Source organism: Roseovarius sp. SK2 (genome assembly GCF_028807495.1).
Classification (GTDB): domain Bacteria; phylum Pseudomonadota; class Alphaproteobacteria; order Rhodobacterales; family Rhodobacteraceae; genus Roseovarius; species Roseovarius confluentis.
On the sequence record NZ_JARAMK010000007.1, the window covers coordinates 1 to 19,228 of the forward strand.

Annotated in this window: 19 protein-coding genes; 13 read left to right on the plus strand and 6 right to left on the minus strand. The window is 57.9% G+C overall.

Going from position 1 to position 19,228, the window contains the following annotated elements:
- Nucleotides 1–11 precede the first annotated feature (11 nt).
- The 6 genes from PVV74_RS13705 to PVV74_RS13730 form a co-directional block, all read right to left on the minus strand.
- Nucleotides 12–1,040, minus strand: a complete 1,029-nt coding sequence (locus tag PVV74_RS13705; protein WP_103763660.1) for an ABC transporter permease — start codon at nucleotides 1,038–1,040, stop codon at nucleotides 12–14.
- Nucleotides 1,041–1,242: 202 nt separating this feature from the next.
- On the minus strand, nucleotides 1,243–2,211 hold the full coding sequence (locus PVV74_RS13710) for an ABC transporter substrate-binding protein (protein WP_103763659.1): 969 nt from the start codon (nucleotides 2,209–2,211) through the stop codon (nucleotides 1,243–1,245).
- Nucleotides 2,212–2,796: 585 nt separating this feature from the next.
- Nucleotides 2,797–3,087 carry a HigA family addiction module antitoxin gene (locus PVV74_RS13715; protein ID WP_274593586.1) on the minus strand — a complete coding sequence of 97 codons (291 nt, stop codon included), beginning with the start codon at nucleotides 3,085–3,087 and terminating at the stop codon, nucleotides 2,797–2,799.
- Between the two features lie 12 nt (nucleotides 3,088–3,099).
- Nucleotides 3,100–3,381: a type II toxin-antitoxin system RelE/ParE family toxin gene (locus PVV74_RS13720; protein WP_274593587.1), complete on the minus strand. Its 282-nt coding sequence runs from the start codon at nucleotides 3,379–3,381 to the stop codon at nucleotides 3,100–3,102.
- Nucleotides 3,382–3,657: 276 nt separating this feature from the next.
- Complete coding sequence (locus PVV74_RS13725) at nucleotides 3,658–4,680, minus strand: response regulator transcription factor (protein ID WP_274593588.1); 1,023 nt, start codon at nucleotides 4,678–4,680, stop codon at nucleotides 3,658–3,660.
- A gap of 992 nt (nucleotides 4,681–5,672) precedes the next feature.
- Nucleotides 5,673–6,560: a LysR substrate-binding domain-containing protein gene (locus tag PVV74_RS13730; protein ID WP_274593589.1), complete on the minus strand. Its 888-nt coding sequence runs from the start codon at nucleotides 6,558–6,560 to the stop codon at nucleotides 5,673–5,675.
- Between the two features lie 116 nt (nucleotides 6,561–6,676).
- Between PVV74_RS13730 and PVV74_RS13735 the strand changes: the two genes are divergently transcribed.
- The 13 genes from PVV74_RS13735 (at nucleotide 6,677) to PVV74_RS13795 (ending at nucleotide 19,228) form a co-directional block, all read left to right on the plus strand.
- Complete coding sequence (locus tag PVV74_RS13735) at nucleotides 6,677–7,381, plus strand: SDR family oxidoreductase (protein ID WP_274593590.1); 705 nt, start codon at nucleotides 6,677–6,679, stop codon at nucleotides 7,379–7,381.
- Nucleotides 7,371–7,619 carry a DUF6552 family protein gene (locus PVV74_RS13740; protein WP_103761795.1) on the plus strand — a complete coding sequence of 83 codons (249 nt, stop codon included), beginning with the start codon at nucleotides 7,371–7,373 and terminating at the stop codon, nucleotides 7,617–7,619. The genes PVV74_RS13735 and PVV74_RS13740 overlap by 11 nt, the downstream gene beginning before the upstream one ends.
- 799 nt (nucleotides 7,620–8,418) lie before the next feature.
- Nucleotides 8,419–9,606, plus strand: a complete 1,188-nt coding sequence (locus PVV74_RS13745; protein WP_274593591.1) for a tyrosine-type recombinase/integrase — start codon at nucleotides 8,419–8,421, stop codon at nucleotides 9,604–9,606.
- Nucleotides 9,599–9,859 carry a helix-turn-helix transcriptional regulator gene (locus PVV74_RS13750; protein WP_338020424.1) on the plus strand — a complete coding sequence of 87 codons (261 nt, stop codon included), beginning with the start codon at nucleotides 9,599–9,601 and terminating at the stop codon, nucleotides 9,857–9,859. Before PVV74_RS13745 ends, PVV74_RS13750 begins: the two co-directional genes overlap by 8 nt.
- Nucleotides 9,849–10,355 carry a hypothetical protein gene (locus tag PVV74_RS13755; protein ID WP_274593592.1) on the plus strand — a complete coding sequence of 169 codons (507 nt, stop codon included), beginning with the start codon at nucleotides 9,849–9,851 and terminating at the stop codon, nucleotides 10,353–10,355. The genes PVV74_RS13750 and PVV74_RS13755 overlap by 11 nt, the downstream gene beginning before the upstream one ends.
- A 112-nt stretch (nucleotides 10,356–10,467) precedes the next feature.
- A complete protein-coding gene (locus PVV74_RS22830) occupies nucleotides 10,468–10,668 on the plus strand; it encodes a helix-turn-helix transcriptional regulator (protein ID WP_338020425.1) in 201 nt (66 codons plus the stop codon).
- A gap of 102 nt (nucleotides 10,669–10,770) precedes the next feature.
- Complete coding sequence (locus PVV74_RS13765) at nucleotides 10,771–11,157, plus strand: hypothetical protein (RefSeq protein ID WP_274593594.1); 387 nt, start codon at nucleotides 10,771–10,773, stop codon at nucleotides 11,155–11,157.
- Nucleotides 11,154–11,423 carry a hypothetical protein gene (locus PVV74_RS13770; protein WP_103763173.1) on the plus strand — a complete coding sequence of 90 codons (270 nt, stop codon included), beginning with the start codon at nucleotides 11,154–11,156 and terminating at the stop codon, nucleotides 11,421–11,423. The genes PVV74_RS13765 and PVV74_RS13770 overlap by 4 nt, the downstream gene beginning before the upstream one ends.
- On the plus strand, nucleotides 11,420–13,951 hold the full coding sequence (locus PVV74_RS13775) for a phage/plasmid primase, P4 family (RefSeq protein WP_274593595.1): 2,532 nt from the start codon (nucleotides 11,420–11,422) through the stop codon (nucleotides 13,949–13,951). The genes PVV74_RS13770 and PVV74_RS13775 overlap by 4 nt, the downstream gene beginning before the upstream one ends.
- 152 nt (nucleotides 13,952–14,103) lie before the next feature.
- Nucleotides 14,104–14,550 carry a DUF5681 domain-containing protein gene (locus PVV74_RS13780; protein WP_274593596.1) on the plus strand — a complete coding sequence of 149 codons (447 nt, stop codon included), beginning with the start codon at nucleotides 14,104–14,106 and terminating at the stop codon, nucleotides 14,548–14,550.
- Nucleotides 14,547–14,783 carry a hypothetical protein gene (locus PVV74_RS13785; RefSeq protein WP_274593597.1) on the plus strand — a complete coding sequence of 79 codons (237 nt, stop codon included), beginning with the start codon at nucleotides 14,547–14,549 and terminating at the stop codon, nucleotides 14,781–14,783. The genes PVV74_RS13780 and PVV74_RS13785 overlap by 4 nt, the downstream gene beginning before the upstream one ends.
- Nucleotides 14,784–15,038: 255 nt before the next feature.
- A complete protein-coding gene (locus tag PVV74_RS13790) occupies nucleotides 15,039–16,655 on the plus strand; it encodes a hypothetical protein (RefSeq protein WP_274593598.1) in 1,617 nt (538 codons plus the stop codon).
- On the plus strand, nucleotides 16,652–19,228 hold the full coding sequence (locus PVV74_RS13795; RefSeq protein ID WP_274593599.1) for a hypothetical protein: 2,577 nt from the start codon (nucleotides 16,652–16,654) through the stop codon (nucleotides 19,226–19,228). Before PVV74_RS13790 ends, PVV74_RS13795 begins: the two co-directional genes overlap by 4 nt.

Consider the following 19,228-nt stretch of genomic DNA (forward strand, 5'->3'; position numbering starts at 1 on the left):
GCTTTCATCGCTCATGATTTCTGCTCCGCGTTGATCCGTGCGAGCGCGGCTTTGGTGACCCGGTCAAGAATGATCGCCAGCAGCACGATGCCGAGGCCGGACAAGAGGCCGACACCCAACTCGAGGCTGCGGATGCCGCGCAGCACCAGCACGCCGAGGCCCGGCGCCGAGACCAGCGAGGCGATGACCACCATCGCGAGGCTCATCATGATCGTCTGGTTCACGCCGGCCATGATGTTGGGCAGGGCCAGCGGGATCTGTACCCCGAATAGCTTCTGCCGCCTGGTCATCCCGAACGCATCGGCGGCCTCGATCACGTCCTTGTCCACCAACCGGATCCCGAGATCTGTCAAACGCACCACCGGAACGATGGCATAAAGGATAATGGCAATGCCGTAGAGCTTGGGCTCCGTCACCGAGAAGAGGAAGATCAGCGGGATAAGATAAACGAAGGGGGGTAACGTCTGCAGCATGTCCAGCACAGGTATGAGCGCTTTCTGCACCCTGTCATTGCGTGACATGGCGATCCCGATGGGCACACCGAAGAGCACGCATATGAAGGCGCAGACGAAAATTATCGCGAGCGTTTGCATGGTATGATCGTAGAAATCGATGAAGGCGAGAAACCCGAAGCAGGCCGCGACCAGCGCCACCAGCTTGCCCGACCGGCCCACGCCCCAGGTGATCAGCATCAGCAGCGGTATCATGATCCACCACGGAACCGACTGCATGATCCAGAGCGCGTTTTCCAGGGCCCAGCTCAGCGGTTGGGTCAGTGGGTCGACCACGACTTTCAGGCTGTCCTTGATGTCGAGAAAGCCGCGCTCCAGTCCGCGCGTAAGGTCACGCGATTGCGGGACGCTGCTGCAGGCATCGTTCAGGGCGTCGAGCGATGGAAAGGGAAGCTCCCAGAGCGAGGTGTCACTTTCGCCTCCGGCCTGCCCCATGAGGTCCGCCATCGAGCTCAGGCCGCCGCCCTGCTCTTCGCCGCACCAGCCTCGAAGGCCCAGTTTGTCGAATAAAAAATCGTATGTCGCCATGTATCACTTCCCCGGATCCCGAGCGGACCGTCCGATTGTCTTTGGGCTGGGGCGAACCTTGAAGACGCCCGGCCTTTAGCAACCTTCGCATGTTATTGTGGCACAACTGCCCCGGACGCTCAGGGCGGTGCAGCTATGTTGGAAAAGACAAATTCCGGCGGGAAGCTGTGCCCTTCCCGCCGGAACCATCACGCGTCCGCGCTTACTGCTCGAGCAGTTCGGACAGGTTCCCGCGTGCCTCTTCGTTCAGCCACTCGCTCCAAGTGTCCTGGTTGTTTTGCAGGTAGTAGACCGCAGCCTCTTCGGTTGAGGCGTTGTTCTCGTCCTGCCAGGCAAGGAGTTGGCTCATCTCGGATGTCTCGAACGACACCTTGCTGAAGAACTCCGCCAGCTCGGGGTTGTTGTCGTTAAAGTCCTTGGTGACGACCGTCAGGATCGGCGCCGTCGGAAACTCCGAGGGCTGCGGATCCGGATTATCCGGGTTCTGGTTGGCGGAATGCGCTTCCTCGTCATACTCGCCCAGCTCCACGCGGGTCATGTCGAACTTGCCCAGCGGCGTTGTCGGACCCCAGTAGTAGCCGAACCACGGTTCTTCGCTTTCATAGGCCGAGGCCATCGAGGTCGCGAGGGTTTCGCCCGAACCGTGGTTGAACACCTCGATGCCGTTGCCTTCGAGATCGAAAGCACGGGCCAGGTTATCGCTGACCGTGCGGCACCCCCAACCATCGGGGCAGTTGTTGAACATGCCGCCAACGAGGTCGGGGTTTTCGAGCACACCCTCAATGGTGGTCAGTTCAGGATGCTCTTCGGCAAGGTAGGTCGGGATCCACCAACCTTCGACGCCGCCGGGGTTCAGGACGCTGGTCAGCTCGACAATGCGCCCGTTTTCCTTGAGTTTGTCATAGGCGTCGCCGGCCGAGTTCGGCCACATCTCGGGCACGACATCGGGTTCGTTATTCTCCGAAAGCGAGGTGACGGCCGGTGTGGTGTCCGACGGAACAACGGTTACGTCGCAGGAATAGCCCTGTGTCAGCAGGAAGTCCGAGACCGCGACGACGATCTGCGCCGAGGCCCAGTTCATTTCAGCGATCGAGACCTCCCCGCAATCCTGTGCGGCTGCAGCCACGGGCGTGGCTACGGCGAACGCGGTTCCCAGCAAAAATCGTTTCATTCTGACATCTCCTTAGTTTTTTCTTCGCGAGCTTCGCCGTCAGGGCGTTGACCGCCAACGGGACGCCACCACGCAAAAAGGTCGGGCCTGCGGAAACCGATTGGTGGCCGCATTCCAGATGGCGCGTGTGGCAAGCGATGGCCGGAACGAAACAGGTTTGCGTATGGAGTGCAACCCGATCACCAAACCTCTGCGAATTGGGTCATGCGTGACGTCAGGGAAAGCTTACAGACCAAGCTTTAACCCGAAGCGCAAACATACGAACAAAGGCATGCTGTCGCCCGTTGACTATGAGATCAGACAGCAGAAACTGAACAAGGCAGCTGTCCAGGAAACTAGGGGCATCTCAAACAGACCTTGGAATAATAGCTTAAAGCTTTTGCTCGTGGCAGGGTGTTAAGCCACTTCTGGTGGCAATTCACAGACTGTTTTGTGGTGATCCTTACCATTTACGCGCAGGCAGCTTGAACTCCCCTTCCGGGGAGTTGTCGATGACGCCAGCGACAGATTATTAGCCAGCGTTGAGGTCATCAAGGCTGGCGCACAGCGCATTACAATCGATGTAACGGCAGAGGCGCAGCAAGTTTAAGCCGCTTCCAACGGTTGGATGTTGGAGACGTCTATTTCACTACGAGCTCTAATCAGTTCATAGTTCTTTTGCATATTCACCCAATACTCTGGGGTCGTACCAAAGAACTTCGCCAGGCGAAAAGCCGTATCAACGCTGAGAGCAACTTCACCCTTGCATACGCGTTCAATACGAGTGCGAGGCACTCCAAGTTTCTTGGCGAGGGCAGGAGCGCTCATATTCAGCGGCTCCAGGTAAAGCTCATTAAGCACGTCGCCGGGATGGACCGGCACTTGCAGCATGGTCATAGTCGGCTCCTTTCAGTGGTAATCAACTATCTCAACGTCAGCAGGACCAAGCTCGGTCCAGGTGAAACAGATGCGCCACTGGTCGTTTATGCGAACGGAGTACTGACCAGCGCGGTCACCCTTTAGCTCTTCGAGGTGATTACCCGGTGGGAACCGGAGATCCTCAAGAACCGAAGCAGCATCCATCGCGGCGAGCATAGCAATCGTTCGCTTTACAAGGTTGGCAGGGAATCCTTTGCCGTATTTCCCGGCAACGGCCCTATCCGCCAATTTGCCCTTGGTGCTCTGAATCATTGCGTAGTATGTATCATGACATGATACAGTGTCAATGGGTCGAAGTGAGTAAATGTAAGTACGAAACCTTCACTTTTGGGTAAGGGTGTCACTTCGAATCCGAGATTTTTTGGCTTCTGTCCCCATTACTCCTCAAATCGATAACGCTTTGCGTTGAAATTGGTAACGGAAATGTTGAGCGGGCATTTTCAATAAATCCGATACCGCTCCAAGTACTTTCAATACTAGCACCCAGCTTCGAGCGACCTTTGCCGGCATGTCAAACCGATTGCCGTCTCAGGCAGGAACATTCTTTTCCGACTGGGCGAATAGCCCCGGGCAGCGTGATACGATGTCCTTATCGTCCCAGAAGTTTTCGAGGTCTTTTGCGTAACGTCGGCTTTCTTTCTCGGCACTTTGATGCGCGGCTGACAGGGCATCTATTGCGCTGTCGCCACTTTTCCAAACCAAGCGTATGACATCGCCAGCAGACACTTTGACAGACATCGGCCTGCCGTCATTGAAATAGAGTCCTAGGGTGTGAATGGCTATATTCACCTTATCGGCCAGAGCTTCTGAACCCGGCTGCCATCCGTCCTCAACAATGCATACAAAAGTGCCGTTCCCAGCATACGATATTAAATGTGGATGTTCGCTGAGACCCAATGTGATGGCCTCGGCCACATCCGCCACGAGACATTCGTATTCGAAGCGCGAGGTTTGTCGGAACAGGCCTTCGATGTCGCGAATGCTGAACGCAAACACAGCTGAACCGAACAGCTTCTTGCGTGCCATTAAGGAAATGTAATTCTCAAGGGCCAGGTAATCGATCATCCCGTTTATATCGCGCACGTGGAACGGTTCGTGCAGTGCCAGCGGCGCGTCGGTTTCGCTCGCACCTGTGTTACTCAAATCTGGCTGTTGGTTTTGCTTCTTTCGACTGAAGACAATCTCTTCTATCAGTTTGATACGCCCGAGCAGATCATCGATGTCGATTGGTTTGGTGATGTAGTCAGTGGCCCCAGCCGAAAAAGCTCGGTCGATGTACGACTTGTCCGACATTGCCGTCAGCATAAGGACTGGCGTCTTCTTGTGATCATGCCGGCTTCGCAGGATCTTGCAAAGCTCAATACCGTCTGTTCCGGGCATCTGAATATCCACCAGGAAGCAGTCAATTGGCTCAGCGTCGGGCTGCGCTAGCACGTCAAGTGCATCAACTGCGCATTCTGCAGTGGTTACCGTGTGTTCTCCATTGAACTGGACCAACAGCTCGATGAGCTGGAGGATTGCCGGTTCGTCATCTACGGCCAGAAGGTGCATTTTCTCCTCCCACAAGCAGAAACTTTTTTCGCAGCGCGCGGTCGAATACATTTTACGTGCATCACGCCATCTCCAAACAACTATAAGGCGAAGTGGATAAAATTGCGACGGCTGGTTGGAAAGAAAGCAGCAAAAACTTCTGCCCGGACCTTATTCAGGAATGCCAGTGCTCTAGATTTTCTGCCTTCACATCTGAAGACGTGGCTCTGTCGCTGCAAACAAGGATTAATTCGCGCACTCCGCCAAGCATGCATTCGCACCCTCGATCCGGCCCGTGCTGTATCCAGCGTCTATTGCTGATAACGACGGCAACCTACCGCGAGGCGTGACATGCGATTGGAGCAAAGTTCGAAGACTTACATTGCCGTTCGTTTTTCGAAACGGGTTGTTTCGCAGAAAACCCTGAACGGCCAATTTTGGACACAATCGCGCCACATTTAACGCACGGACAGAACGCAATGATGGCTATCAGTAACGAGTGTTTAAAACTGATTTCTATGATGAAAGCGGCGACCGTCTGTGATTGGCGGTTGCCGCATTTTTCATTTTCTGGAGACTGTTTATGCCGAAATAATGGCTAACTCATCGCTCTATTCCAGCGCTTTCAAAGCCACGCCTGGCCCTGTGGCCACCTGACCGTCATCGAGAATTTGGATGCCCTGAGATGCTCCAATCAAACCCGGTATCGCGACAAAAAACGGCTGGCATCGATCCGCAATCCCCTTACCAGATGCGTTAAAGAACCACGCCTGACCCGGAGTGTAACACGGTTCTAACAGGCTATTGCCCTCGCAGAAATCAGAGGGGCAGTTTCAAGGTCTCGGGTGTCAGCTGTGCGGATCTTCCCGCCGTTCGCTCTATACGCAAGAGACTGCTTCTCGCACATGAAGCACCTGGCGGAGAGGGCGGTAAGCCGACCTTCGCTGCACATGACGTCAATGTACGTTAAGTGGACAAAGTTGCCTTAGCTGCGGCGAACCACGGCGACTCACTTAAGCGCTTTCGATAGTCATGCCGAGAAACCAGTCGCGGACGATCAATGACGCATCAGACGGGTTTTGTCGCGGCGTCAGCAGGTAGAAGTCCAGTCCACCTTCGAGAGCACCGTCGAGCGGTTGCACAAGGTGCCCAACCTTCAGGTCTCGCTGAACGAGGAAACGGCTTGCCAGCGCAATACCCTGCCCAGCCAGCGCCGCGTCGATAGTGAGTGTTGTCTGGTTAAACCGAAGTGCGCGCGACAGCTCAACTTCACCCCCAAAGGCGGCTTCGATGAATTTCGGCCAAAGATCGTGCGAGTCGTGCAGCAGCGTCATGCGCGACAAAGCCGCCGCGTCGAGCGGTAGATCCTGACGGGCGATCAGGTTGGGCGAGCAGACTGCAATCACCTCCTGCGGGAAGAGTAGATCGGCGCGCAGGCTCGCCCCGAAGGGCGGCCGTACCTGCCGCACCGCGAGGTCGATCCCGTCGGCATGGAAGCTCGCGACGCGCTCGGTGGCGGTAATGCGCAGGTCGATCCCGGGATGGGCTTCGGTGAGCTCCGCGAGCCGCGGGATGAGCCACTTCGACGCAAAGGTGGGGGTCACACTGATCGTCGCTCGCGACGGTGCCGACCGGAGTGCCACGGTTGCCTCCGAGAGCTGTAGGAAAGCCCGCGAAACCGCCGCGTGGTAAGCGCGCCCCTCCTCGGTGAAAGCCAGACCACGGGACACCCGCAGGAACAGGCGAAGGCCGAGATGTTCCTCGAGTCCGCGGACTTGCTGGGCTACCGCCCCTTGGGTCACGCCCAGATCATCGGCCGCCGCGCGGAAGCTCAGATGTCTGCCCGCCGCTGCGAATGCCCGGAGGCCGTTAAGGGGCGGCAAGCCGTTTTCCTTCGACACGATAGATTTCCTACACTCACGAAATAGCCCATCTGGCTGGTCATAGTATCCCATACCACTTACTTGATGGAAAACAGAAACAACCGGATTCTCCGGCCACTAAGGAGCATAGGACCATGACGATAGAAAAAGTAGCGCTCATCACAGCAGGCGGTAGCGGTATGGGAGCTGCTGCTGCGAAACGCCTGGCCTCCAACGGCTTCAAGGTCGGTGTTCTATCTTCTTCCGGCAAAGGAGAGGCGCTCGCCGAAAATCTCGGCGGCTTCGGCGTCACCGGATCGAACCAGTCGGTCGAGGATCTCACACGCCTCGTTGACGGCGCGGTTGACCGGTGGGGCCGCATCGATGTCCTGGTGAACTCAGCCGGGCATGGACCCAAGGGAGATATCATCGAGATCACCGACGAAGAGTGGCATGCGGGGCTTGATGTTTACCTTCTGAACGTGATCCGTCCCACCCGCCTCGTCACGCCGATCATGGCGGCACGAGGCGGTGGCGCGATCATCAACATTTCGACCTTCGCAGCCTTCGAGCCCGACCCGCTCTTTCCAACTTCGGGCATCTTCCGCGCCGGCCTCGCCAGTTTCGCCAAACTATACGCCGACAAGTATGCCGCACAGAACATCCGCATGAACAATGTTCTGCCTGGCTTCATCGACAGCCTGCCAGAGACCGAGGACCGCCGCGCACGTATCCCGATGGGACGCTACGGCAAAGAAGAAGAGATTTCCTCACTCATCGGCTGGCTCGCTTCGGAAGGCGGCAGCTATGTCACCGGGCAGAACTGGCGGATCGACGGAGGGCTGACCCGTGGCGTCTGAGGCAACAAATATCATCCAGCGCGGCCAAACGGCGTTCATCGTGAAGTGGATCGCCTCGGTCATCCAGATCCTGGGCTACGCGGGAACCGCTTTCGGCTGGACGCCCTGGAACCTCTACCTGTTCCTCATCGGCGTTCTGGGCTGGCTGATTGTCGGCGTGATATGGAACGACAAAGCGATCATGTTGATCCACTTTGTTGCTCTTGGCTCCATGCTGGCGGGGATGGCGAGTCAATGACGCAAAAGGGTTCGAAGCCGCCGTTCGCTACTACTTGCATGGATGGCCGCTGTGGGCCGTCCTTGTCGATGCGGACCTCGCTGCGCGCGCGACGTGGACAAGACACGCCCGGGTCAGTTTGGGCTTGAAGCGGACGAACGCGTTCTTGATAATCGCGACCTACCTGATCGCGATTATCAACACATCCCGTACGGGTCTTGGTTGACTCGAACGCCAGCTCTTTTAAGCCGCCTCAGAGCATCTTCGGCTGCTGTGTATCTGTGTCCTGAGTATGAGAAGCAGGTGATTCCTCATCTCCGCCGGGTTTCTTTCCAGTGGCGGTTCTTGTTGTCTGTTTAGCTTCACTTGGGGAGCGGCGTCGGATCTCCGGTACCAATTCGGTGGGTTTGCCGACCTCGGTCTGAGCTGGCATGCCGCAAGGCTTACCGACCTTGAGCGAGATATCAAATCGGCGTTTTCTCTATAGGACAATCCCCGGATATGGCCGTCCCTTAACTGCAATGGCGAGTGGCTTCCCTTTCCGCGCCAGCAAGAGGCTGCCGGAAACCATTTTGCGTGGCGATTTGTGGGGCAGTTTTCGGTCGCCATTCGCTCAGAACCCAACAAAACCAGAAAAATAAGGATTTCGGGGTTGACGAATGGTGCCCAGGAGAGGCATCGAAAACCTATATCATGTAGTGCCAATCCGCGTCATACATCACAGTTTTCCAATAAATTCGGTAGTTTCGTTGTTTCATGCTGTTTCATGCTGTCGCGTTCTATACTATATATAGGGGTGGATTCAGAAGGGGACAGAGATTTGCCCGCGCTACACAAGTTATCAGCCGCCAAGGTCAAGAACGCGAAACCCGGCAAGTATTCCGATGGTGCTGGTCTATGGCTGCACAAGCGCGAGGACGGCGGGGCTCAGTGGGTTCTTCGTGTCACTGTCCATGGCAGGCGCAGGGAAATGGGGCTCGGTGCCCTGAGCGATGTCAGCCTGAAAGAGGCCCGCGACACTGCCGAGCGCTGGCGTGCCGTAGTGCGGGAGGGGAAGGATCCGATCAAGGAAAGGGAACGCTTGCGCCGCAATGCTATGCGCGACGACCACACTCTATCCTCAGTGGCTGTGGAGGCATTCGAAGCCAAGAAGGCCGAGTTGAAAGGCGACGGTAAGGCAGGCCGGTGGTTCACTCCCCTCGAATTGCACGTCTTGCCGAAGATTGGAAAAGTCCCGGTCGAGGATATCGACCAGCGCGATATCAAAAATACCCTGGCACCTATCTGGCACACGAAGTCAGACACCGCGAGAAAGGCTCTAAACCGGCTGAATATCACCTTAAAGCATGCTGCTGCCATGGGACTCAATGTGGATGTTCAGGCAACGGAAAAGGCCAAGGCGCTTCTGGGCAAGTCCCGACATGAAGCACGCAATATCCCCGCGCTGCTGTGGCAGGAAGTGCCGAGCTTTTATGAAAGCCTTTCGGATGGAACGGTCACGCACCTGGCGCTTAGGCTTCTAATCCTGACAGCTCTGCGGTCCAAGCCGATCCGGTTCTGCCGCCTAGATGAGATTGAAGGCGACGTGTGGACAGTTCCCGCCGAAAACATGAAATCGCAGAAAGGCTACGAGCAGGAATTCCGGGTGCCGCTGTCTAAAGAGGCCTTGGCCGTCATCGAGCAGGCAAAGCCGCTGGCTCGGGACGGCTACCTGTTCCCAAGTGTGCGCAGGGGCGTTCTCTCCGACGCGACGATGAGTGCATTGATGAAAAGGCGAGGCATGGACGCCCGCCCGCATGGCTTCCGATCCAGCTTCAGAACCTGGTGCGCAGAGGCGACGAGTACGCCGGAAAACATAGCCGAGGTGGCTTTGGCGCACGTGACCGGAACGAAAGTTGCCCGTGCCTATCGCCGCACGGATTTCCTCGATCAGCGCCGTGTATTGATGGCCCGCTGGGCGGATCATGTCACCGGGGAGAACGCGAGCGAGGTGCTTCGACTTGCTTAATCTGGAAAATTTAACTGGGCTTAAACTATTCGATTGTAACCTTTTTTCATTTGGAAAGAGGAAACATTTAATGACCGATAGAATACTGAGTTGCATAGAAGTTCAGCAGGCCACAGGGCTTAGCAGATCCACGATATACCGCATGATCGAGCGCGGTGATTTCCCGCGACCCCAGAAGCTTGGCCTGCGCGCCATCGGCTGGCGGGAAAGTGCAATCAGCGATTGGATGGAGGGCAGCCGCAATGGCGGATGATCCAGTAAAAGCAAAAGGTCTTTTGGACGTCGCGATTGCGGAAGCCAACGGTTTAGCTTGGCAGCCTGATAAAGAAAATTTTGGACTGGGGCTCGGGGCCACGGAAGACGCCAGACGGTGGGTCGAACTAGGTCACTTTTTTGAAAGATACCTGCGCGCGCCGAGGCCTGCCAAGCGAGGACCAGGCCAACCGTCGAAAAATCCGACCCGGACTAACGACGCGAAGCGCGCGTTGGTCATCTACTTGACGCTCGAAAGGGTCCGGGAGGTAAAGGAAATAAAACGCGAGGCCAAATTCGAGACGCCTTTACGTACACTGATTGAGCTTGCCGAAGACACTTTCCCAACACACGGGCTTTTCAACAAACCCAAAGCGCAGAACAAGATGCTTGCGAGCGTCAAACGAGGGCGCGAAATTCTTGGTATCGATGAGCATTGGCGTGGACCACCGATAGACGAGCTGCGGGTTCTGGTCGCGAATGAGCCGTTGAAATAGCATGTTTCTTTCAAGGGGAGTCCCTTTTTAATTTTCTGATAAAAAGGGATATACTAGAGGCGTTTTCAATCACTTAGGTTCATCCTGTAGCAACCAGCCACAGGTGATGAACATGACTACCCAAGCCCACGAAAAGCTTCTCTCCGTTAGAGAAATAGCCGCCGCGTACGGATGCAGTGTCACCACTATCTGGCGTCGCGTGTCTGACGGAACCCTGCCGAAGCCAATAAAGATTGGCGGCATGTCCCGTTGGAAAAGCAGTGAAGTCGAAGAAGTCGTAGACCGAGCCGTTCAGGCAAGAGAAGCCGCTTAAACGAAACCCCCACCCAAAGGATCGGGCAGGGGCAGTATTCGTTTGTGCAGCAACAGAAACGTACCGCATCCGGCCCGTTCCTTCAAGAAGAAGGTAACGAGCATGAATAAGAAAACAGACACTAAACCGCCTCAAAACACGCAATGGATCATTTCGCGGCGTGATCTACCGTGCCGTCGAGGCGGGGCGCATTACGAGGTGCAACACGCGGACGGCAAGCGTGAAAGCATCACCTTGAGCAACCGCAAAAGGCAAGTGCTGGACGCGCTGGTCCGCAATCCGATTTACTGCGCCAGCCCGGTTCGTCTGTCCGATATCGTTCTGCTTCTGCGGAATGAAAACGGGCTCAATATCGAAACCGAATTCTTCCAGGAGAATGACGGAATCGAGAATACGCGCTTCGGCATCTACGTCCTTGTAGACGAGGTGCGTTACCTCGGCGAAGTCAGCAGTGTCGCCAGTCCCGCTGTGGAAAGCGAGGCGGCATGACCGAGTGTTCGCGAAAACCCGAGGATGACCTGAGGGGTTATGTGGAGGTCCGCGAAGGTTGGGGCGAGGAAATCGCCCCATACCGCTACCTGACGGTCTACTACGTCTATGACTGGTCCCGCCACCGGGACAGCGCGGCAATCGTTGGTAGTTTCGACACCCGCCCAAAAGCCATCGAGTTTGCCAGAGATTGGGCCGAAGCCCATGAACGGGATCTGGCGACGGCAGAGGTTATCCCTCTTCGTCGGGAAAGCGGGGCTGCATGATGAATTCCACCGCAGCCGTAATCGAAATGCAGGGCTACGCCGAGGGGGTGGTAGCAAGGGAGTTTTGCACCGGGTTCGGTCAAAGCGACACGCACGCCGAAATCCTGAGCGATGGGCGGCGCAACCCCCACAAGTCTGCTGGTCAGGCCTACGGCTCAGTAACTGGCAAGGAAATCGTGCGCTTGGTCGAGGCACCTGCCAGCGTGGCGAAGGACCAAGCGCAGTGGTTCATCCCGTCCAACTATTGCCAGTCGGATGCACGTTCTCATGAGGCACAGCGGGACCGAGGCTGCTTCTGGTGGCTGACGCTGGACATTGACGAGAACAACCTAGACCTGACCGACGTCGTATCGGCCATCAAGGGTGTTGTCGGCAACGCCCGCAGGGTGGTCTACAGCAGCAAATCCGCGACACCCGAAAATAAGAAGTGGCGGGCATTACTGCCTTTGTCAGAGCCTATATTTGGGAAGGACTTCTCGGATACGCAACGCGCTTTCTTCGACCTCCTGGAAGAAGCAAGTGAGGGCTCGTTGATACCGGATCGGGGTTTGGAACGTCCCGGACAGCTCGTCTACCTGCCGAACCGTGGTGAGCACTACCAGTTCGATATCTGCAGGGAAGCAAGGATTGCCCTGGATGCCGAGCACCCGATCATTCAGCGCCGCGAGGCAAACCGCACGGCGTTGGCAGAAGCCGAGGCGGAAGCTCAGGCCGAAAGGGGCCGGAGAGCCGCTCAGAGAGGCGCACAGGCTGCGGGAGGTGATGTTAGCCCCGTTGACCACTTCAACGGCGCTCACACGGTCGAGCAGCTTCTTGGACACTATGGCTACAAGCACCTCCCAGGCACCGACGACTGGCAAAGCCCGATGCAGTCGAGCGGGAGCCATGCAACCCGGTGTTACGGGGACTACTGGGTCAGTCTCTCAGGCAGCGATGCAGCGGCAAATATCGGACGCGGCACGCAGAGCGGTTACAGAACAGGCGATGCCTTTGATCTATTCGTTCATTTCGAGCATGACGGAGACTTTACCGAAGCCGTGCGCGCCTACGCGAAGAGTGAAAACCTTGGTCGCGCGCCCGGTGCCCCGACCGGATGGGATTTCGGCAGTAACCTGGCCAACACACCGCAGCCAGAATGTGGCGGCGAAACAGGCGACTTTGACCTGAGCCACGACGCGCTTGCGACGGACCTTGGTAGCCAGGATTTCGACAAGAACGGCAAATACGTCGCCATATGGAACAAGTGGCTGTTCTGGAGTGGTTCGCGATGGGAGGCCGACGACAAGTTGGGCCACCTCACCCGCACGCGCGCCTTTCTTCGGGATCGTGCCAGTGACCTTGTAGAGGCCTCAGACCACAAGGCTGCAAAGCTCGACCAGGACAAGGGCGAAGGTGAAGGCGACAAGCTGCGTCGTTGGGCCAAAGAGCAGGCCCGCGCGCTCCGCAGTAAAGTCACTGTTGCGGCGGTAGAGAGCCTTGCGAGGTCCAATCCGGCGAGTGTGGCGGGGGCGGAAGATTTCGACGGCGACAGGATGCTTCTGGGCACTCCCGGCGGTACGGTTGACCTGCGCACCGGCCAGCTTCGCGATGCACTCCGCTCGGACAACATCACCAAACTCACGGCATGCGCTCCTGCTCCAACAGGCGAGCAGCCCGAACTGTGGCTTCGCTTTCTCAATGATGTGTTCGCAGGCGACCAGGAGGTTATCTCCTTCATGCAGCGCGCGGCAGGATACGCCCTGACCGGCCAAACGACCGAGCATAAGCTGCTGTTCCTTTACGGCACGGGCCGGAACGGCAAGTCGGTCTTCCTGAACACGCTGTTCGACCTCTGGGGCGATTATGCGCGCAGAGCGGCGGCAGAAACCTTCCTCAACAGCGCGGTAGAAAAGCACTCCACCGGGCTTGCAGGCCTTCAGGGCGCGCGTCTGGTGGCGGGGTCGGAGCTACCGGTAGGAAAGACTTGGGACGAGTCGGTCATTAAGGACCTGACCGGCGGCGACCGGATGACCGCACGCTTCATGCGCGGCGACTTCTTCGACTTTGATCCCCAACTGACCCTGATGATTGCAGGAAACAACCAGCCATCGTTCCGGGGGGTCGATGAAGCAATCCGGGCACGCGTGGTCCTGGTCCCCTTCACAGTCACTATCCCAGCCGAAAAGCGGGATCCTGACCTTGCCGACAAGCTTCGGGCAGAAGGCCCGAAGATCCTTCGCTGGGCCATCGACGGTGCTGTTGAATGGCAGAAGCGCGGTCTAGATGTACCAGCCAGCGTGGCGGTGGCCTCGACCGAATACATGGATGACGAGGACACGTTGGGACAATTCCTGTCCGACGAGACCGTCTCAACGCCTGACGGCTTCGTCACAACCAGCGAATTGCACCAACGGTTCGGCTTTTGGTGCGAACGCCAGGGGCTGCACGCGTGGACGCAGAACACAATGCGTAAGGAATTGAAATCGCGCGGCTTTCAAGAGCACCGCAGGGCGCAGGGGCGCGGCTTTATGGGGGTGAAAATTGCCTAGGATGACACAAATGACACTTTTACCCTTATCCACCGTATACGCGCGTGCGCACACACACACACACACGCGCGCATACGGTCGATATGTAGCAAAGTGTCATTTTCGTCATTTCCGTCATCGCAGCCCCGCGCTGGCCAGCAGGGAGGCTCGAAGTGACACAGAAGAAAGACCGTAACAGCGGAGCGAAAACGGAAGGTCGCAATCCTGACGGCACTTTCGCCCCCGGCAACCCTGGCAAGCCCAAAGGTTCGCGGCACCGGGCGACACAAGCGGTGCAGGAACTTCTCGATGCAGATGGCGAGGCCCTGACCCGAAAGGCGGTGGAACTGGCCCTGGACGGCGACACCACGGCGTTGCGTCTCTGCATGGAGCGCATAGCGCCCGCCAGGAAGGACACGCCGGTCAATTTCGACCTCCCGGCCATGAAAACCGCACAGGACGCCTCACAGGCCGCTCAGGCGGTCCTGCAGGCCGTCTCCGAGGGTCAGCTAACCCCTCTGGAAGGTGCAAGCGTCATGGCGCTGGTGGAGGGCTACAGGAAGGCACTGGAAACGACCGAACTGGAACAACGGATAACTGCATTGGAGGCAGCAAAATGAGCAGGATCAAGCATCGTATCAAAGCGCTGGAAGGCAGCGCCCTTTGGGGTGACCGACAGCGAATAACTTTCATTGCCACCGGCGTGCCGCGAGGCGGTGACGATGGCAAAGGGATGAACATCGCTATCCGAGCCGATGGCGTCACGGAATGCCGTCAGAGCAACGAGAGTGAACAAGCTTTTATCAAACGAGTGGAAGAGGCCGTGTTTGCCCCGAAAGGGGGTCTTCAATGACTACCCTGCGAAAGCGCGTTGATGGGCTGGAAGCACGACTGCCCTCGGAGCCGGAGGCGCTTTTCATAGAGCGCATAATTGTGACGCCGGGCGCTCAGGCTGAGCGAGTGCATTCGTTGTGGGGCGATGGTGTGCTTGTCGTCCGCGACAGCGACGAGAACGAAAGCCAATTCAGGGCCAGATTCATGGAAGCACATCGCCCTGTCGCCGAGGCAAGGCGCACACCCAACAATTCTAGACAGGAGGAATTCTGAAATGATCCGCTACAGCAACCAAGGGGCAATTCGCAACCAGCCCCTTTCGGACAGGATGATGGGGGCGCTTTCCTTTCTGCCTGAATTAGGCGTGGAAATGGAAGTGTTCTCTGGCGGGCAGGCCGCAAAGGGGTCAGGCGGGCCGCGCACTGGATCAACGCGCCACGACCACGGCAACGCGGCTGACGTGTTTTTCTACAAGGACGGTCGCAGGCTCGACTGGGCAGATCCGAACGATCAACCGATTTTTTCGGAGATTGTGCGGCGCGGCAAGGCGGCGGGTCTCACAGGCTTCGGCGCGGGTCAGAACTATATGCAGCCGGGTTCGATGCATATAGGCTTCGGAACTCCCGCTGTCTGGGGCGCGGGCGGCAAGGGGTCGAACGCGGCAAATTGGCTGCGGCACGCGTACCACGGAACAGCAGGCCCGCAACCAAGCAATGCAACAGGTGGCATAATGAACCAGACGATCAGCACACGCGGTCAAGCATCGCAACAGAGCGCACAGAGCCGCCCACAGGGCCTTCTAGGCATGTTGGGCGGGGGTAGTAGCCAACCAGACCGCAGCGAGGCTCTGGACCGCATTGCAATGGGCCTCATGAGCATGTCAGCCTATCCCACGGCTGGTATGCGGGCGCAGATGGGAAGTATCCAGGACCGGATGCAGGATCGGCGGGATACCAAGCGTGACGCAACGCAGCGGAACAAGACGGCGGATTGGTTGGAAAGTCAGGGCATGGGGCCACTTGCGGAGGGCGTGCGTGCGGGCGCTATCACCGCGCCTCAGGCATTCAGCTATGCGCGGCAACAGCCGGAGCGAGATAAGGGCGTTGAAATCAACGGTCGCCTCGTAAACCCGTATACCGGCGAAGTCATGGGCGACTACTCAGGCGGCGGATCGGCAGCCGAAGAAACGATTGGCCGCATAATGGAGGTGAGGAACCCTCAGACAGGTCAGCCCTTCACCCGCCAGGAGGCCATTCAGATTGCTGAACTGTACACCGTCAGCCGCCACCCGCAGACCGGCGAGGCCCAGTTGATCAACAAGGCTACAGGTAGGCCTGTCGGCGCACCAGAGCAGCCAGAAACGAGTGATGATGTCACGGTCCCTGCACTAGAGCCTAAATCGCCTCAGAACGTTGGAGACGTACCTTCAGCGTTGGGCGCTCAGGGTATCGGCAAGACCTTCGTGAACCGGGTTGGCGATTTCTTCGGCGCAGGCCTTGCATTCCCGGAAGCGGAGGAAGCGCGAAGCGAACTGAACAATCTGTCGACCCAGACAATGCTGACCCTTTCGGGAGAATGGTCTGGCAGACCCTCGAACCTGACACGGGAAAGGATCGAGGCGCTCACGGTCAAACCGAATGAATTCTTCACCGGGAAAGACAGTGCGCTGATCAAGCTGCAAGACATGCGGGATCTGATCGGTGAAGCCATGATTTCTGCCGACCGCGTTGAACGCGGTCAGTTCTCCCCCACGCAGAAGACCGAAGCTCGTCAAAAGCAGCGCGCACTAGGCCAGCTCTATAGAGCCTATTCCGCGATAATTTCCAACCTCGAAGGCGGCTCTGGTTCCGGCACGACCTCGGGCGGCATCAAGTGGAGCATCGAACAATGACAGACCAAATCACACTCAACGTCGAAGGCCGCAAGGTGAAGGTCGATAAGGCCTTCCTGGACCTGTCACCGGAAGAACAGCAGGCAACCGTCGAAGAAATCGCAGGCAACCTTTCCATAAACCGGCGCGAAGATGGGTTCATGGGTCAGCTTAACCAAGGTATCGCCGAAAGCGTTGGTGGCTTGGTGGACTTCATCAATCCCTTTGACACGCCTGCTGTTGCAAACGCCGTGGGACTCGATTTCAGCACAGGATCGGCAACCTCTGGAATTGAGAATGTAATGGATGCAACCGGGGTTCGCCGTGCTCAAAACGATCCTGAGACGCTCTGGCAAAGCGTAGGCCGGGGTGCCGGGTCAGCGGCAGGTTCTGCAGTACCGGCGGGGGCAACCGCGCGTGCACTAAGCGGAGCCGGGGGCTTGCTTGGCAGTGTCGCGGACGACGCTGCTCAAACGCTTAACACTGTCCGGGGCACGGTTTCGGAACTCATGGCCGGGGGTGCTGCAAGGGCTGCTGAGAACGCTGCTGAAAGGGCGGGAGCGCCCGAGTGGGCGCAGAACACCGCTGCGATTGCAGGCGGGGTTGGCGTCGGAGCTCTGCCCTACGTGGCTTCAAAGACGCCCAGTGCCATCGGAGCGCGCAAACTTGGCGGTGCCCTCAAAAGTGCAATGATGCCCTATACCGAACAGGGCGCAAGGGAAGTGGCACGGCGGCGGGTTCAGGAACTTGCAGGCGGGCCGGAAAGGGCCGCAGAACTGGCTCGTAGCATCCAGGCCGGATCCGAAATCAACCTGACACCGGCACAACGCACACAAGATCCGAACATGCTGGCCCTGGAGCAAACTGCAGCCCGGCAGAACCCCCTGCTGCGCGAACGCCTCGAAGAACGCATGAGCGGAAGTGTTCAGAGTGCTGAGGGCGGAGTCCAGGACATGGGCGGCGATGTCACCGCAGCGCAGAGCTTCTTCCAGAAGCGCCGAGCGGATGCCCGCGCGGAGATTCAAGGGCACGTGGATCGTGCAACGGAAGGTGCCTTGCGACCTGAAGCGCGCAACCCGGAAAGCCTGAACAGCCAACGTGTCGCGGAACAAATCCGACAGGCCGAGACGCAAGCTGACATAGAAGAGGCAAGGCTGTGGGAGGCTGTTCCCAAGGGCGCACAGGTCGGCACGGTAACGGCAAGGCGAGTTTCCAATGAACTTATCCAATCCACGCCTCGGGCCCAGCAGGATGACATCCCCGCGAAGGTCAGGGAACTTCTTGGGGAGGGAAGCAATGCACCTTTCGATGAATTCGAAACCGTTTCGGAAATGCATGGTCTGTACTCGGAACTTCGCCGGGTCGCGCGGTCTGCGATGGCCGGAACGGATCAGAACCGCAACAAGGCAAGGATTGCGAACAGTGTTGCAGATGCCATCTTGGACGACCTCGGGGCCAATGCCGGTCAGACCCGTATTGGTCAGGCAATCGACGCAGCGCGCGCCTACAGTGCCGCGAAGCATGAAGTCTTTGACCAAGGCACGGTTGGCAAGCTGCTCAAGCGCACTCTGGACGGCGATGAACAGATTGACCCACGCATGACCCTTGATCGCTCGGTCGGTCGTGGCGGCACGGCAGGCAGCGTTGCACTGGACGACCTGGGTCGGGCGTCAAACACCAGCGACACTCAAGGCGCTATCGAGGATTTCTTGCGCTCCCGGTTTGACCGGACGGCCTTCAAGCCTGACGGGTCTTTCAACGATACGGCAGCGCGGAACTTCCTGCGGGACAACGCCGAAACACTTGAGCAAATGCCCGCGCTGCGGGATACTCTTGCCCAGGCTGTGCAAAGCCAGGCGCGGGCCTCTGCAACATCAACGCGCGCAACTCGCGCGTTCAAGGACATGGACAATCCGAACAAGTCTGCATCCGCTGCCTTTGCCCAGGCCGCACCGGAGAACGCAGTTGACCAGGTATTTAAGTCGAAAAGGCCCTCGCTATCGGCGCGACAACTCGCAGCCACGGCCCGCAAGGACAAGAGCGGGGCGGCTGTGGACGGCCTTAAAGGCGCTTTTGGCGATTATCTGATCCGTCGCAGCATGACTTCAGGCGGCTTGTCTGGCGACAGGATGCGGGACTTTCTGCGAACGCCAGAATACCGATCAGCCCTCACGGCTGCATTCGAGCCGCCCGAAATCAGGCGAATGGACATGATCGCGGCGGAACTCAGAAAGCTTGATACGGCCCGCAAGGCGGCTCCCGATATCGGTGCACTGTCAAATCGCTCGCCAAATCGGATCATCGAGATTGCCGCCCGAATTATCGCGGCGCGGCAGGGTGCTCAGGCTGGCGGCTCCGGTGGCGGATCGATCCAGACGGCGCAAATGGCGTCCGGGCGGGTCAAGGCGTTGCTGGGCAACCTGCAGAATGACAAGGCAGAACAGCTGCTGATGGATGCAGTAGAAGATCCAGAATTGTTCCGGCTGCTCCTGGTGGATCCGGGGAGTGTTCGTTTGAAACCACGGGAACTGAACAGGTTGGCTCCCTATTTTACCGGCGCGGTTTCGGGATCCGCCGAAGAACGGGAGCAGTAG